Raw genomic sequence first — 14,517 nt, forward strand, 5'->3', positions numbered from 1 at the left:
CCACGCTTACCGGCCGGGCAGGTACTTGAGCGACTTGATGATCTGCGGAGTCAGCTTCAAGTACAGGCTCTGCGGGATCCCGCGGATGCCGTCGAGACCGATGAACCGCTGGGTGGCGATGGTCTGCGGCTCGGTGTACTTGAGCAGCCCCTCCTCACCGTGTCGGCGTCCCATGCCCGAGATGCCCATGCCGCCCATCGGAGCTGCCGTGGAACCCCATGCGGCGGCGTAGCCCTCGTTGATGTTGACCGTGCCCGCGTGGATCTGCTCGGCGATCTTCTGCGCTTCGTCGTTGCTGCCCGCGAAGACGCTGGCGTTGAGACCGTACTCGGTGTCGTTGGCGCGCTTGATCGCCTCGTCGGTGGAGTCGACCGGGTAGATCGACACCAGCGGGCCGAAGGTCTCGTCCGCGTAGCAGGTCATCTGTTCGGTGACGCCGGCGAGCACAGTCGGCTCGTAGAAGAACGGGCCCAGGTCGGCGCGCTTGCGTCCGCCGGCGAGCACCTTGGCGCCCTTGGCGACGGCGTCGGTGACGTGCGCGTCGACGGTGTCGACCTGCTGTGCCGAGGCGAGCGAGCCCATGTCGGCGCTGAAGTCATAGGTGCCCGCCAGGTTCATGCCCTTGACGTGCTCGGCGAACTTCTCCGAGAACTCGTCGGCGATGGCCCGATCGACGTAGATCCGCTCGATCGAGATGCACAGCTGCCCGGAGTTCGAGTAGCACGCGCGGGCGGCACCGGCGACGGCCCGGTCGACATCGGCGTTGCGGGTGATGATCAGCGGATTCTTTCCACCGAGCTCGGCCGAGAAACCGATCAGCCGCTTGCCCGCCTGAGCCGCGAGAGTCGACCCGGTGGCCGATGATCCGGTGAACATGACGTAGTCGGTCTGCGCGACGATCGCCTGCCCGACCACCGAGCCCGGACCGGGCACCACCGCGTACAGCTCGCGCGGGAGTCCCGCCTGGTACAGGAGTTCAGCCAGCGCGAGGCAGCAGTACGGGGTGTTGCTGTCGGGCTTGATGACGACGGCGTTGCCCGCGATGAGCGCGGCCACCGCGTCGGAGACCGCCAGCGTCAGCGGGTAGTTCCACGGGCTGATGACGCCGACGACGCCCTTGGGCTGGTAGCGGACCCGAGTGTCGGTCGCGCCCGGAAGCATGCCCTGCACCTTGCGATCGGCAAGCATCTTCGGACCGTGCTGCGCGTAGAAGCGGGCGGTCAGCGCGACGTCGATGACCTCTTCCTGCGCGTAGATCCGCGCCTTGCCGGTCTCGGCCTGCGCGATGTCCATGAGCTCCTCGGCGTGGTCGTTGACCAGCTCGGAGAAGCGGTTGATCACCTTGGCTCGGTCGGCGGCCGAACGATCGCCCCACGCGCTCTGAGCGGCGCGGGCGCGGGCCACGGCCAACTCGAGATCCTCGGCGGTGCCCACTGGCACGGTCGCCATCTCGACGCCGCTGTAGGCCTCGAGCACCGGCCGGGTCGGGCGGTCGGCCGGGTTGTCGATCGCGGCCAGCGCGGCCAGACGCTGGAAGTATGCGGGTGCGGGCTTCGGCATGATGTGCTCCTAGAGTTCTGTGGCCTGCGGTCAGGCTTGGGGCGCGACGAGGACGATGCCGTCGTCGTCGGAGTAGACGATGTCGCCCGGATTGAAGGTGACGCCGCCGAGCTCCACCGGCACGTCCCGTTCGCCCGCACCGGTCTTCGTCGACTTGCGCGGGTTGGTCCCGAGCGCCTTGACGCCGATGGCCATGCCGCCGATGGTCTTCGCGTCGCGGATGGCGCCGTTGGCGATGATTCCCACCCAGCCGTTGGACCGACCGAGTTCGGCGATGATGTCGCCGACGAGCGCGGTGTGCACCGACGCGTCGCCGTCGATCACGAGCACGCCGCCCGGGTTGGGCTCCGACAGGATCGACTTGAGCAGCGCGTTGTCCTGGAAGCACCGGACCGTGGTCACGGTACCGACGAACTCACGGTTCCCGCCGTACTGGGTGAACTGGGTGTCGCAGCTCCGGACATCGGCGCCGATCTCGTCGACGAGGTCGGCGGTCGGGGTGAAGTTCAACGTGCTCATGGCCATCGATTCTAGGCGGGCGGACTCTTATCTGTAACGCCCGGTTACGTCACAGCTGCCGCAGCCGGTGAGCACCGGCTTCGGGCACCGGCTTCGGCGGCCCGCGCGGCGGCGGTAGCGTGTTCTATCCGTACGACCCGAGTCTCCACTTCCGGAAAGGCGGCCGACCGACGTGCCGAAGATCAGTGCCGACTCGCTCGCCGAGCACCGCGAGGCAGTGCTGTCGGCGTTGATCGACGGAACCGAGCGGATTCTGCTGAGCCGGGAACGGCTCACCGCGGCCTCGGTCGCCGCCGAGGCGGGCATCGCCCGGAACAGCATCTACCGCTACGTCTCCTCGATCGACGATCTGGTGGACATGGTGGTCGCGCGAGGCTTCGAGGAGTGGGCGTCGCAGGTCCGCGCGGACGTCGCCGCCGCTGCCGACCCGCGCGCCGCCGTGGTCGCCTACGTGCGCAGCAACCTCACACTCGCGGCCGGCGGCGAGCACGCTCTGCAGCGGTCACTCGCCCACGCCGGCCTGTCGGAGTCCGCCCGTGAGCGGATCTCCGACCTGCACGGACAGATCGCAGCCGTGCTGCACGAGGCGGTCGCGCGTTCCGGCGCCGCGCACCCCGACCTGGTCATCGCCGCGGTCGGGGCGCTCGTGGACTCCTCACTCGCGCTGGTCGGTCCGGAACAGGACTCGGAGTCGGTCATCGACTTCATGTGCGGCGCCGCGGAGGCGATCGTCGACTCCGACTGAGCCCAGTTAGGGACACCCTGTCGCGATCATGTACCGTCCTTCGCGACATAGTGTCTCTAAGATGGGAGCGATGGTGTTCATCGCATTGCGTGAACTGCGAGCGGCCTGGGGCCGCTTCGCGATGATCGGCCTGGTGGTCGCGCTGGTCGCGGCCCTGGTCGGAATGGTGTCGGGCTTCACGATCGGCCTGGGCAACGACACGGTGTCGGCGCTGCGTGCGCTCAACGCCCAGTCCGTGGCCTTCGCCGACGGAACCTCCGACTTCAACCGGAGCGTGATCTCGGCGAAAGACGTGGACGCCTGGCGATTCCAGTCCGGCGTCGAGGCGGCGCCGATGGGCGTCACCATGTCGCACGGCGAGACGGAGAAGGGCACGATGGTCGACCTCGCGGTCTTCGGCGTCGATCCGGACGGTCCGCTGGCTCCGGACACCGAGAGCGGTGATCGACTGACGCCGGCACCCGGCGAAGTGGTCGTCTCCGAGAAGCTGCACGACGACGGCGTCGGCATCGGCGACGTGCTCGCGATCGACAACAGCGACGTCCGACTGCGGGTGGTCGGTATCTCCGAGGCCCGCTCGTACGGGCACGTCCCCGCCGCGTACACCTCGCTCGACACCTGGCGGACCATCCGGTACGGCACCACCGATCTGGGCCCGCGCCAGCAGGGAACCGCCGCCGCCGTGGTCATCGTCGGCGGGACGCCGCCCGATACGCTCGGCGGCACCACCACGCAGAGCGAGGACGTCCTGCTCGCCGCGGCTCCCGGCTACTCCGGCGAGCGGCTCACCATGAACTCGATCCTCGCCTTCCTCTACGTGATCGCTCCGCTGATCGTCGCCGCGTTCTTCGCCGTCTGGGTGCTGCAGCGTCAGGGCGTGTACGCGTTGCAGCGGGCGCTCGGCGTGTCTCGCTGGTCGCTGATCGGTTCCGCACTCGCCCAGGCCGCGGTGGTCGTCGCGCTCTCCACCATCATCGGCTCGGCGGTCGCGTATCTGCTCGGCCTGTTGCTCGGCGACGCCGTTCCCTTCGACCTCTCGTTCTCGTCCCTGGCGACGACCACGCTGGCGGTGATCGCGGCATCGCTCGTCGGCTCCGCCGTCACCCTCCGCTGGGTGGTCTCCGCCGATCCCCTGACCATGCTGGGAGCATCCCGATGAGCCTCGATCTCCGCGACGTCCGCGTCGAATACCACTCGGGTGAGGAGCGTCTCACCGTCCTCGACGGATTCGACGCGACCTTCCGAGCCGGTGAGGCCACGGCCATCGTCGGCCCGTCGGGCTCGGGCAAGTCCACCCTTCTCGGTGTGTGCGGCATCCTGCGACAGCCCGACAGCGGGAGCGTCACCCTCGACGACACCGAGGTCACGGGCCTGTCGGTCCGCGCCCGCGACCGGATGCGGCGCACCCGGGTGGGATACGTGTTCCAGTCCGGCAACCTGTTTCCCGGACTCACCGTTCTCGACCAGGTGCTGGCCCAGGCCGTCATCTCCGGACGCCGACCGTCGCAGGCCCGCGACCGCGCCCTGCACCTGCTCGATGAAGTGGGGCTGGCCGGACACGAGAAGCAGCGGCCCGATGAACTCTCCGGCGGCCAGCGTCAGCGAGTCGCGATCGCACGCGCCCTGGTCCACGAGCCACGACTGCTGCTGATCGACGAGCCGACGGCTGCGGTGGACCGCAGCCAGGCCGGCCGCATCACCGCCCTGATCAAGCAGGTGACCGCCGAGTCCGGCTGCATCACGGTCATCGCGACCCACGACCCCGAGGTGATGGCCGCGGCAGACAGCACGCTGTCGCTCGCCGCGGTCTGACCGCACGCGCTCGAAAACTTTGGCTCCCGGACCGGTCTCACAGCCCGTTCCGGGAGCCAAAGTTTTCGGGGTCTATTGGTGCGGCTTGGCCAGCGGGAACGCAAGCGACTCGCGGATTGACTGACCGGTGATCAACATGACGATGCGGTCCACGCCGAGGCCGAGGCCGCCGGTCGGAGGCATCGCGTACTCGAGCGCGGTGAGGAAGTCCTCGTCGAGTTCCATCGCCTCCGAGTCACCGCCCGCCGCCAGGATCGACTGCTCGGTGAGCCTCGTGCGCTGTTCCACCGGGTCCGTCAGTTCGGTGTAGGCGGTGCCGAGTTCCACACCCCAGGCCACCAGATCCCAGCGCTCCGCGAGGCCGTCGACGAGGCGGTGCGCGCGGGTGAGCGGCGACGTCGAGGTCGGGAAGTCCTTGTAGAACGTCGGGAACGTGGTCCGTGCCTCCACCAGGTGTTCGTACAGTTCCAGGACCAGATGCCCGGCGTCCCAGTCGGGGCGGAACGCGATGTCGAGCCCGCGGCACACGTGCCGCAACTCGTCCACACCCGTCTCCGGAGTGATCTGCACTCCCGCAGCCTCCGACACCGCGGCGTGGACGGACTTCACCGGCCACTGTCCGGAGATGTCGACCGTCTCCACGCCGGCGTCCCCGGTGCGCTCGATCACCGCCCGCCCGTTGGCGGCGGTGGCCGCTGCGACGATCAGCTCCCGCGCGAGCGTCATCATCGACTCGTAATCATGGTGTGCCGCATAGGCTTCCAGACTGGTGAACTCCGGGTTGTGTGAGAAATCGACGCCTTCGTTGCGGAAGTTCCGGCCGATCTCGAAGACCTTCTCGATGCCTCCCACGCACAGTCGTTTCAGGAACAGTTCGGGGGCGATGCGCAGGTACAGGTCCATGTCGTAGGCGTTGATGTGCGTGCGGAACGGGGTCGCGTTCGCCCCTCCGTGCACCTGCTGCAGGATCGGCGTCTCCACCTCCAGGAATCCCTCCGAGGCGAGATGATCGCGGAGGGCGCGGACCACGGCGCTGCGGGTCGCCAGCAGTTCGCGGCTGCGAGCGTTGACCGCCAGGTCGAGGTAGCGCTGCCGCACCCGGGCCTCCGGATCGGTGAGACCGCTCCATTTGTCCGGAAGCGGGTGCAGACACTTGCCGTTCAGACGCCACTGCGTCGCGAGCACCGACAGCTCGCCCGATCGGCTGGTCCCGATGGTTCCGGTGATCTCGACGAGGTCTCCTAGATCCACGGTGGAAGCGAAGTCGAGCGAGTGCTCCCCCATCGCCGCGGGCTCCACGAGGATCTGGATCTCGCCGCTCTGGTCGTGCACGTCGGCAAACGTGACTCGACCGAAATCGCGTTTGCGCGTGAGCCTTCCGGCGATGCGCACTACGGTCCCGAGCGGCGCGGCCGCGGCCTGGGCCACGGTGTGCGTGGGCGGTTGCGCCACCGGGTACGGGTCCACTCCGTCGTCGATCAGCCGCTCCAGCTTGTCCAGCCGCACGCGCACCTGTTCGGGCCGACGCACCTCGGCGATCCCTCGGGTCCGCGACTCCGATTCGAGTTCGGCGACCAGTTCGTCGACGTCGATGCCGTCCGGGACCGACGACGCACCGCTCCGATAGTGCCTGGCCCGCCAGTGCTTGCCGGGAAGCTGGACGAATCCCTCGGCGACCATCGCGGCCAGAGCGACGCGTGGAATCACCTTGGCGTCTTCGTAGCAGATGTAGCGCGGCTTCCACCGGGGCTGATACTTCGCATTCGACTTGTACAGCGACTCCATCTGGAAGAACTTCGAGAAGAACTTCAGCACCGCGTACACCAGCCGCAGCACCGGTCGGGCCCCCACCTGCGGCCCGTGCTCGAAGACGTCTCGGAAGGTGGCGAAGTTGAGGGAGATCTTCGTGACGCCGACCGACTCGGCGTTCTGCGCCAGCTCGGACACCATGGTCTCCACCACGCCGTTCGGGCCGTTGCGGTCGCGCCGCATCAGGTCCAGCGAGACACCGCTGCGGCCCCAGGGAACGAACGACAGCATGCCGATGACCTTCTCGTCGGCGGTGCCCTCGGCCTCCACCGCCTCGACGAGCAGTGCGTCGCCGTCCGCCGGGTCACCCACCCGGCCCAGCGCCATCGCGAAGCCGCGCTCCTGCTCGGTGTCGCGCCATTCGTCGGCGCGCCGGACCACTCCTTCCACCTCGGCCCACGGCAGTTCGCTCATGCGCCGCATCCGGACGGTCACACCGAGCCGTCTGACCCGCGACACCGACCCCCGCACACCCTTCATGGTGGGCCCGGACAGGCTGAAGTCGGCCGCGTTCAGGATCGCCTCGTCGCCGAGGTTGATCGCGTCGAGGCCGGCAGCGTGCAGGACTTCGGCTCCCCTGGTGCTGGCGCCGAGCACTGCCGGATGCCACCCATAGGTCTCGCAGAGTGCGAAGAACTCGGCGATGGCCTCGGTCCAGGAGTCCGGATCGCCCACGGGATCGCCGCCGGCGAGCGCTGTCGACATCTCCACTCGATAGGTGATCGCCGCACGTCCGTCGGGGGAGAAGACGACCGCCTTGTCGCGCCGCGTCGAGAAGTAGCCGAGCGAGTCCTCGTCGCCGTAGGCGTCCACAAGTGCACGCACCAGGCGTTCGTCCTCGGCGGTCATGAGCGAGCTGAGCCGCTGCGACCGGAACAGCACGACGGCCGCACAGATCAGCGCGAGCGCCCCGAACAGACCGAGCAGCCAGTTCACCATCCAGGGCGCGTGATGATTCGCGAAGGGTTTCACATCGATGGTCGCGAAGGCGACCACGTGGTTGAAGGCGTACGGCAGCCGTTCGTTCGGTGCCACGGTACCGGGTGCGACGCTGAGCAGCGCCCAGCCGGCGAGGGTTCCGGCGGCCAGCCCGCCGACCAGCACCACCGCCGCCCACCGGAGCGCGCCGCGCCGGACACGGGTGTTGAACTGCCGGTAGCCCGCGATCAGCACGACCATCAGCGCGATGTTGACGATCAGACCGCTCACCGACTGCCGCCACTCGTCCGCCCAGCCCGGGTCCGACGCGGCGACCAGGACCACCAGCAGGTTCAGCACGGTGTAGAGCGATAAGTAGGCGACCGTGATCCACCACGCCACACGTTTGCGCAGCGACAGCGACACCGCGAGCAGCCCCAGAACCACCGTCCACGCGAGGCTGGTGCTGGGCATGGGGAACAGGTAGTCGTCGACGAACATCCGCGGAATGCGGACCAGATGCCGGAACGGCGGGATCAGCGTCGACAGCAGTGAGACGGTCGCGAGCAGCCCCACGACGGTCCCCGCGATCCGCGGTATCCGCCGGCCGAAGCCGCTGGGATTGGAGATGCGCCGGACGATCGCGGACGATCGACGATTGGCGGTCGCGTGTCGACTCGCCTCCCGCGTCGCCGCACTCGGCATCGCGTCACGGGATCCGTTCTCCAGTTCTGGCATGCCTTCAAATTATCCGGGCGCCCGGCCGGCGGAGAAGGACGCGCGGCACAATGCAGGAGTGGATCAGATCGAAATCCGGGATGACAGCATCCGACTCGGGCAGTTCCTGAAGCTTGCGAACCTGATCGAGTCCGGGGCCGACGCCAAGGCGGTGATCGCCGACGGGCTGGTCACGGTCAACGGCCGGCCGGAGATCCGCCGCGGCCGTCAGCTGCGCGACGGCGACGTGGTCGAGCTGGGCGGAATCAGCGTGCGAGTTTCAGCTCCGTGAGCTCCTGCTGAGTGACGAGACGTTCTCGCTGCTCAGACAGCTCCCGCGGAACACGGCGCCAGTTGCCGACGACACGCGCGAGCATCGTTCGCGGGGTCTTGCGTCGTTGGCGACTCGTCGGCATGTCTGTCCTTTCCGCTCCGAGCCCGCAGTAGGCTCACTCCCTATCCAGAGTGTCGTCGACGACGCACCACGCGTTAGCCTCCGGCGCGGAAAGAGTCCGGTTTCACTCACGGGCCGCGGTATGAGCCAGGTCGGCCGGACACCTCCCCCGCGCCCTCTAGGTGCGCGCATACTACAGAGACCACCGGCCCCGAAGGAGCGAGACATGGCAGAGTCGATCGCAACGTACATCGCATTGCCCGGCACCACAGCCGAGGCAATGCAGCACTGGCACGACGTCTTCGGAGGGGAGCTCCAGATCCTCCGCTACGGAGACAACCCGATGCCCGGAATGCCCTTCGACCCCGACCCGCAGGCGGTAGCGCACGCGACTCTGGTGACGAACGCAGGCATCATCGCCGGCGCCGACGCGATGCCGGACGGTCACGACTACGCCGTGCAGGGAACGGCCTACTCGCTGCTCTACACGACGGACACTCCGGACCAGGCGCGCACCTACCTCCAGCGGTTGGTCGAGGGCGGCGGCCGCGAGGCCATGCCCTTCGCCCGCGCGCCCTGGGGCGGATGGTACGGCCAGGTGTTCGACCGATTCGGCGTGATGTGGGCGTTCTCCTGCGCGGGAGAGTAGTGAGACGGCGGTCGGACCCCGGCCGCGGTGAGCCCGAGGCGGCCCGACACCGCAGTGCCGGGCCGCCGCCGCGTAGGTCACGCAGCGTAGGTCACGCCGCGTATACGCCCAACCGGCGCGGCTCCTCCACCACCGAGTAGTGCGATGCGTCGCCGGCGATGATCCGGCTGCTCTCGCCGTCGATGCTCACCGGGACGTCGCCGGCGAGCGTGATCCGGTGCAGTTCCCGCTTCTGCCCGCCGAAGTCGGCGATGCCGTAGTGCTGCGTGGCACGGTTGTCCCAGATCGCCACATCGCCGAGACTCCAATTCCACCGGAAGGTGTTCTCGAGCCGGGTGATTCGGTTCTGCAGCAGCTGGTACAGCGGACCGAACTCGGCGGGCTTTAGCGCCGGGAACTCCTTGACGAAATGTCCGAGCAGCAGACTCCGCTCCCCGGTCTCCGGATGCACCCGCACCACCGGATGGAGCGTCTCGTACGCGGCGCTCGTGAACTCGCGGTAGTGGTCGGCGCGACGGCGCGTCTCCTCGTCACCGCCGTCGTGTTCGGCGGTCACGTAGTCGTAGAAGTTGGTGTGCTTGGCCCACAGCCCGTCGACCAGCGCCCGCAGCGGCGCGGGCAGTTGCTCGTAGGCCGCCACGGTCGAGGCCCAGGTGGTGGCTCCGCCCCACGCCGGCAGCGTCACCGCACGCAGGATGGACGCCTTCGGGACGCGGTCGACGAAGGAGACGTCCGTATGCCAGCTGTTGGCGGCGCCTTCGATCGTCAACAGCTGCGAACCGCGGGAGGTGACCGTGGGGTGCGGAAGAGTCGGATCGCCGAGCAGTTCGGCGAACGCGTACTGACCGTCGTCGTCGAGATGATGCTGGTCGGTGAAGACGACCACCTTGTTCGCGGCGAGGGCGAGGCGGATCGCCTCGACCTGTTCGGCGGGCAACTCCCCGCCCAGGCGCACTCCGCCGATTCTGGCGCCGATGTTCTCGCCGAGTCGGTCGACGGTGATGCCTGCTTCGGAATAGATCTTTCGCGCGGCCTCTTCGCGGTCGGCGCGATTGGAGATGGACGTGACGGTCATAGCGAGATCCCTCTCGAAGAATGTGGTTGGAATGGTGTGAATTCATCACTGAATCGGCGAATGCCGATGCTTCGCCTGTGAGTGAGGAACTGATTGATGAGATACCGATTCGGTAATTCAATGAAATCAGTCGGCTCGACCTGCCGCGAGATATTCACTCACCCTGATCGAAAGGACGCAGAGCCTCAATCCGCGTGGTCGGCGGCGTGATCGTCGATCTCTCGCCGCACGTCTTCGGGGACCCGCACCGGGCCCGGCCGGTAGGTGACGGCCACCAGGGCGGGACCGGCACGGAAGACGCCGCGACGGCGGCGCAGCTGCGGGTCGACGGCGCCGCGTGCGTCGCGACCCACCGAGATCCCGGTCCACGGCGCCATTCCGACCAGTTGCACCGCATCGGGCAGGGACGCGACCACCGTCTCATCGCCTGAGGCCGAGGCGAGCACGGTGAAGTCCCACCTCACCCGCAGTGTCGCGGCCGCCCGGAGGGTGACGGTGTCCGTTCCGGGCGGCAGAGCACCGGTGACCCGCTGGATCCGGCCGTAGGAATTGAAGGTGAACGTCAGCCGCCCGTCCTCCACCGCCAGCAGGTAGCCGCCCTGCTGGTCGCCGTGCGCGACCAGCACCCCTTCGTCCTCGGCCGACCAGCCCCGCAGTTCGACGATCACGTCGAAGTCTCGGTAGGCGATGAGCCGACTCGACCGGTACCGTTCGAGCGTCGGCGTCCCGGCCAGGATCCGGACCGGCGATGCGTACCGGCGGTCCTCGGCCGGGCGTCGCCGCTGCGGTGCGTCCGCGGTGTCGAAGAGCGGGAACACCGTGTTGTGCCAGGCCGCGGCGTCCCATGCTCGCGCCAGTTCCGCCACGAGGTCGGGATGTTCCGCGGCCACGTCGTTCGTCTCCGCGGGGTCGGTGCGCACGTCGTACAGCTGCCAGCGGGGTGCGTCGACGTGGTCAGGGCGGTGGTCGTGCAGCGACAACAGCTTCCAGCCGTCACGATAGAAACCGCGATGGCCCCCGAACTCCGCGTACTGCTCGATGTGCGGCGAGGACGCCGCCGGGTCGCGGAGCACCTCGGCGATGCTGACGCCGTCCCGTTCCACCGCGGGCACGCCCTGACGTGTCGCGGGAGTCGGCACGCCGGCCAGCTCCAGCAGAGTCGGCGCGAGGTCGGTGACGTACGAGAACTGCCGCCGGACGCCGTTGTCTCCCTCGGTCCGCGGCAGCCCGCTCGGCCACGACATCACGAACGGCACCCGCACGCCGCCTGCGAAGGTCTGCCCCTTGTAGAAGCGGAAGGGGGTGTTGGACGCCTGGCCCCAGCCGCGCGGATAATGAACGCCGAGGTCGGCCGAGCCGATCAGCTCCTCGTCGTGCGGCACGTCGCGCTCCCAGTCATCGGGCACCGGACCGTGCACGAACTGGCTGAAGTACGACCGTGTTCCGGTGGCCCCGCCCTCTGCGGTGCCACCGTTGTCGGAGGTGAACACGATGATCGTGTCCTCGAGCTCACCGAGATCCTCGAGTAGGCCGATGAGCCGCCCGACGCTCTGGTCGACGCTGTCGACGAGCGCCGCGTACACCTCCTGGTAACGCTGGTAGCGGCGCTTCTCGTCGTCGTTCAAGTCGTCCCAGCACGGCGCGTCGTAGCCGGGTTCGGTGTTGCGCTCGGCGATCGGCGTGCCGGGGTCGAACAAACCGTCGGCGATCTGTCGCGCGAAGCGTTTGCGGCGCACCTCGTCCCAGCCTTCGGCGTACCTGCCGCGGTGACGAGCCAGGTCGTCGGCTTTCGCCTGGTGCGGTCCATGCATCGCGATGTGCGCGAAGTACAGGAAGAAGGGCTTGTCCGCGTCGTGTGCGCGCAACGCTGTGATCTGGTCGATCGCCCGGTCCGTGAGATCGTCGGTGACATAGTACCCGTCGGGATACTCGTCGACGTCGACCACCGAGTTGTCGGCGATCAGCTGATTCGGGTTGAAGAACGAGTTCAAGCCCTCCAGCGAACCGTAGTAGCTGTCGAAGCCGCGCTGCAGGGGCCACGACTTCCGCGACCGCCCCGGGCTCATGTCGGCGTCCCGCACCAGATGCCACTTGCCGACAGCGAAGGTGGCGTACCCGGACTCCCGCAGTATCTCCGGCAGCGTGAGCACGTCGTCGGCCAGTTCCAGGCGCAGCCCGGGAAAGCCGGGGTCGGAGTTGGCGACGCTGCCGTAGCCCGCACGGTGCGGGTTGACGCCGGTCAGCAGCGCCGCACGCGCCGGTGAGCACACCGGTGTGGTGTGGTAGTTGCTCAGCCGGAACCCGCTCCGCGCGAGCCGGTCGATGTTCGGCGTCGGGATCTCGGCGCCGAAGGGACCGACATCGGAGTATCCGAGATCGTCGACCAGGACCACGACGATGTTCGGCGCGCCGGCCGGCGGTTCGGGCTCGGGCGGCCACCACGGCGTCGACACCGAGGTGGTGCGGCCGACTGCGCCGCCGAAATCCTCGTAACCTCGCGCGTGAGCGGGAATTGAATTGCCGTCGTTGCCGGACATCTGCCTGCTTCCTGTTCGCGTTATTCGCCGAATCAGCGTTTCGGCGCTTGCGCGAAGATGCCTCACTCTCCGATCTGCGGTCAAAGTTTAGATTCGGGCTGAACGCAACCGATTACATTCGGCCGCCACCCGCGAATGATTCCTCGAAGTCGCGCATTTCCGCGATCACCGTCCTCTTCGAGAAAGCAGACCTTCGCATGTTCCCGATTCCGCGCTCGCGAAAACCGTGGGTGCTCGCCCTGACCGTCGTCGTCGTGCTCGGCCTCGGTGGTTGCCGCAGCGCGGTCGAGGCGCAGCAGACCACCGCGACGTCCGGCCCCGTCGCGGCCGGCGGTGATCTGCGCGTGGGAGTACTCGGCGACCTCTCGCCCAAGACCTTCCTGCAGATCGGTACCGGCAGCGTCAACGGCCACGTTCTCGCGAACGTGTACGACACTCTGATCACCTACGACCACGACACCCTCACGCCGCGGCCCTCACTGGCGACCTCGTGGAGCACGGCACCGGACGGCAAGACGCTGACGCTGAATCTGCGCGAGCACGTCCGCTTCCACGACGGCCGCCCGTTCACCTCGACAGACGTTCGCGCGTCGCTCCAGGCGTACCTGGGCGGTCCGTGGACACCGCAGTTCAAGCGCACCGCGGCCGCCATCACCTCGTACGACGTCAGCGATCCCCACCGCATCGTGCTGACGTTCGCGCACCCCACGGGCAACGTCTTCGACCTGCTCGACTCCGCGCCCGTCCTCGACGGATCCAAGATCGATGAACTCAAGGCCGGCAAGTCGTTCAACGGCACCGGCCCGTTCCGGTTCGACTCGTGGACGCCGAACTCCTCGGTGCGTCTGGTCCGCAACACCGGGTACTGGGGCGGGTCGGCGCCGCTCGACGCCGTCACCTTCGTCGAAGCCCGCGATCCCAAGTCGCTCTACACCCGGCTGCGCACCGGACAGCTCGACGTGGCCAGCGGACTGACCGACAGCGACCACCAGATCGCCACGCGCCGTTACGGCTTCAGCGACATTCAGCTCACCGGCGGCGAGTCCCAGGTGTATGTGGGCGTCAATGTGGCCAACCCAGCGCTCGGCGACCCCCGGGTGCGTCGCGCCATCGCCTACGCGGTCGACAGGGATCGGATCATCAAGGACGTCTATCGCGGCTCCGGCTATCCGGTGAATCTGCCGTGGCCCCGGACCTCGCCCGCCTACGACGAGTCGGGCAACCGTACCTATCGCCGGGATCTCCAGCGGGCCCGCGACCTCCTGCGTGAGGCCGGGCCGGTCCCGCCGATCGACCTCGACTACACCACCGGCGGCTCGGACCGGATCGTTGCGGAGATCATCCAGTCGAACCTGCGCGAGGTCGGGATCACCGCGAATCTCGTTCCCAATGACCGGACCGTGCAGGCCACCAAACTGATCGGCGGTCAGTTCTCCGGGCTGTGGATACTGCAGCATGCCTTCGCGCAGTTCACACCGTCGACGCTGGCGGTCTCGGCGTATCCGTTCAACGCAGCCAAGAACTCCTCGAACTACTCGAGCGCCGAGTACTCGTCGGCGGCCGACGCCGCCTGGAAGATCGCCGATCCGGCGTCTCCGCAGGCTCTGGACGCCTATCGCCGACTCGACCGTGTCTGGCTCGACGACCTCTTCCTGATCGAGATCGGTGTCGTCATCTCGAGCGTGACCGCGGCGCCGACGGTCCACGGAGTCGACTGGGACCGCCGCGACCAGCTCCATTTCGATCACACCAGCCTCGCCACCTCTGATCGGAGGTCCTGAC

11 protein-coding genes are annotated in these 14,517 nt (G+C 68.0%); 6 read left to right on the plus strand and 5 right to left on the minus strand.

Annotated elements, in window-relative coordinates; translation table 11 throughout:
* Positions 1 to 6 precede the first annotated feature (6 nt).
* Both ACE11G_RS17110 and rraA read right to left on the minus strand, forming a co-directional pair.
* Entirely contained in the window at positions 7 to 1,560 is a 1,554-nt protein-coding gene (locus ACE11G_RS17110; RefSeq protein WP_006898103.1) for a succinic semialdehyde dehydrogenase, read from the minus strand.
* A gap of 30 nt (positions 1,561 to 1,590) precedes the next feature.
* Positions 1,591 to 2,079: a ribonuclease E activity regulator RraA gene (gene rraA, locus ACE11G_RS17115; protein WP_039868113.1), complete on the minus strand. Its 489-nt coding sequence runs from the start codon at positions 2,077 to 2,079 to the stop codon at positions 1,591 to 1,593.
* Positions 2,080 to 2,251: 172 nt separating this feature from the next.
* Between rraA and ACE11G_RS17120 the strand changes: the two genes are divergently transcribed.
* From ACE11G_RS17120 to ACE11G_RS17130, 3 genes are all read left to right on the plus strand, one after another.
* Entirely contained in the window at positions 2,252 to 2,824 is a 573-nt protein-coding gene (locus ACE11G_RS17120) for a TetR/AcrR family transcriptional regulator (protein WP_006898105.1), read from the plus strand.
* A 70-nt stretch (positions 2,825 to 2,894) separates the two neighbouring features.
* Positions 2,895 to 3,983, plus strand: a complete 1,089-nt coding sequence (locus ACE11G_RS17125) for an FtsX-like permease family protein (RefSeq protein ID WP_260868682.1) — start codon at positions 2,895 to 2,897, stop codon at positions 3,981 to 3,983.
* Positions 3,980 to 4,636, plus strand: a complete 657-nt coding sequence (locus ACE11G_RS17130; RefSeq protein ID WP_006898107.1) for an ABC transporter ATP-binding protein — start codon at positions 3,980 to 3,982, stop codon at positions 4,634 to 4,636. Before ACE11G_RS17125 ends, ACE11G_RS17130 begins: the two co-directional genes overlap by 4 nt.
* Positions 4,637 to 4,708: 72 nt before the next feature.
* Here the strand turns inward: ACE11G_RS17130 and lysX are convergent, their stop codons facing one another.
* Positions 4,709 to 8,101 (minus strand): bifunctional lysylphosphatidylglycerol synthetase/lysine--tRNA ligase LysX, encoded by a 3,393-nt coding sequence (gene lysX / locus ACE11G_RS17135; protein ID WP_375003206.1) that lies wholly within the window; start codon positions 8,099 to 8,101, stop codon positions 4,709 to 4,711.
* On the opposite strand from lysX, the gene ACE11G_RS17140 reads away from it, so the two are divergent.
* Positions 8,100 to 8,372, plus strand: coding sequence for an RNA-binding S4 domain-containing protein (locus ACE11G_RS17140; protein WP_375003208.1), 273 nt, complete (start codon positions 8,100 to 8,102; stop codon positions 8,370 to 8,372). The two genes, lysX and ACE11G_RS17140, sit on opposite strands and share 2 nt — an antisense overlap.
* Before the next feature lie 328 nt (positions 8,373 to 8,700).
* Positions 8,701 to 9,123 (plus strand): VOC family protein, encoded by a 423-nt coding sequence (locus ACE11G_RS17145; RefSeq protein WP_375003210.1) that lies wholly within the window; start codon positions 8,701 to 8,703, stop codon positions 9,121 to 9,123.
* Positions 9,124 to 9,214: 91 nt separating this feature from the next.
* Here the strand turns inward: ACE11G_RS17145 and ACE11G_RS17150 are convergent, their stop codons facing one another.
* Positions 9,215 to 10,198 (minus strand): TauD/TfdA family dioxygenase, encoded by a 984-nt coding sequence (locus tag ACE11G_RS17150; RefSeq protein WP_006898112.1) that lies wholly within the window; start codon positions 10,196 to 10,198, stop codon positions 9,215 to 9,217.
* 185 nt (positions 10,199 to 10,383) lie between these two features.
* Positions 10,384 to 12,735, minus strand: coding sequence for an arylsulfatase (locus ACE11G_RS17155; RefSeq protein WP_375003213.1), 2,352 nt, complete (start codon positions 12,733 to 12,735; stop codon positions 10,384 to 10,386).
* Between the two features lie 197 nt (positions 12,736 to 12,932).
* Here ACE11G_RS17155 and ACE11G_RS17160 point away from each other — a divergent pair, with 197 nt between their 5' ends.
* On the plus strand, positions 12,933 to 14,516 hold the full coding sequence (locus ACE11G_RS17160) for an ABC transporter substrate-binding protein (protein ID WP_375003215.1): 1,584 nt from the start codon (positions 12,933 to 12,935) through the stop codon (positions 14,514 to 14,516).
* Position 14,517: the final 1 nt, after the last annotated feature.

Source organism: Gordonia sp. PS3, from assembly GCF_041950545.1.
GTDB lineage: Bacteria > Actinomycetota > Actinomycetes > Mycobacteriales > Mycobacteriaceae > Gordonia > Gordonia sihwensis.

Bases quoted from the DNA above. Each gene is read 5' to 3' on its own strand.
- ACE11G_RS17110 (WP_006898103.1), bottom strand. From the start codon at position 1,560: ATGCCGAAGCCCGCACCCGCATACTTCCAGCGTCTGGCCGCGCTGGCC.
- rraA (WP_039868113.1), bottom strand. From the start codon at position 2,079: ATGAGCACGTTGAACTTCACCCCGACCGCCGACCTCGTCGACGAGATC.
- ACE11G_RS17125 (WP_260868682.1), top strand. From the start codon at position 2,895: ATGGTGTTCATCGCATTGCGTGAACTGCGAGCGGCCTGGGGCCGCTTC.
- ACE11G_RS17130 (WP_006898107.1), top strand. From the start codon at position 3,980: ATGAGCCTCGATCTCCGCGACGTCCGCGTCGAATACCACTCGGGTGAG.
- ACE11G_RS17140 (WP_375003208.1), top strand. From the start codon at position 8,100: ATGCCTTCAAATTATCCGGGCGCCCGGCCGGCGGAGAAGGACGCGCGG.
- lysX (WP_375003206.1), bottom strand. From the start codon at position 8,101: ATGCCAGAACTGGAGAACGGATCCCGTGACGCGATGCCGAGTGCGGCG.
- ACE11G_RS17145 (WP_375003210.1), top strand. From the start codon at position 8,701: ATGGCAGAGTCGATCGCAACGTACATCGCATTGCCCGGCACCACAGCC.
- ACE11G_RS17150 (WP_006898112.1), bottom strand. From the start codon at position 10,198: ATGACCGTCACGTCCATCTCCAATCGCGCCGACCGCGAAGAGGCCGCG.
- ACE11G_RS17155 (WP_375003213.1), bottom strand. From the start codon at position 12,735: ATGTCCGGCAACGACGGCAATTCAATTCCCGCTCACGCGCGAGGTTAC.
- ACE11G_RS17160 (WP_375003215.1), top strand. From the start codon at position 12,933: ATGTTCCCGATTCCGCGCTCGCGAAAACCGTGGGTGCTCGCCCTGACC.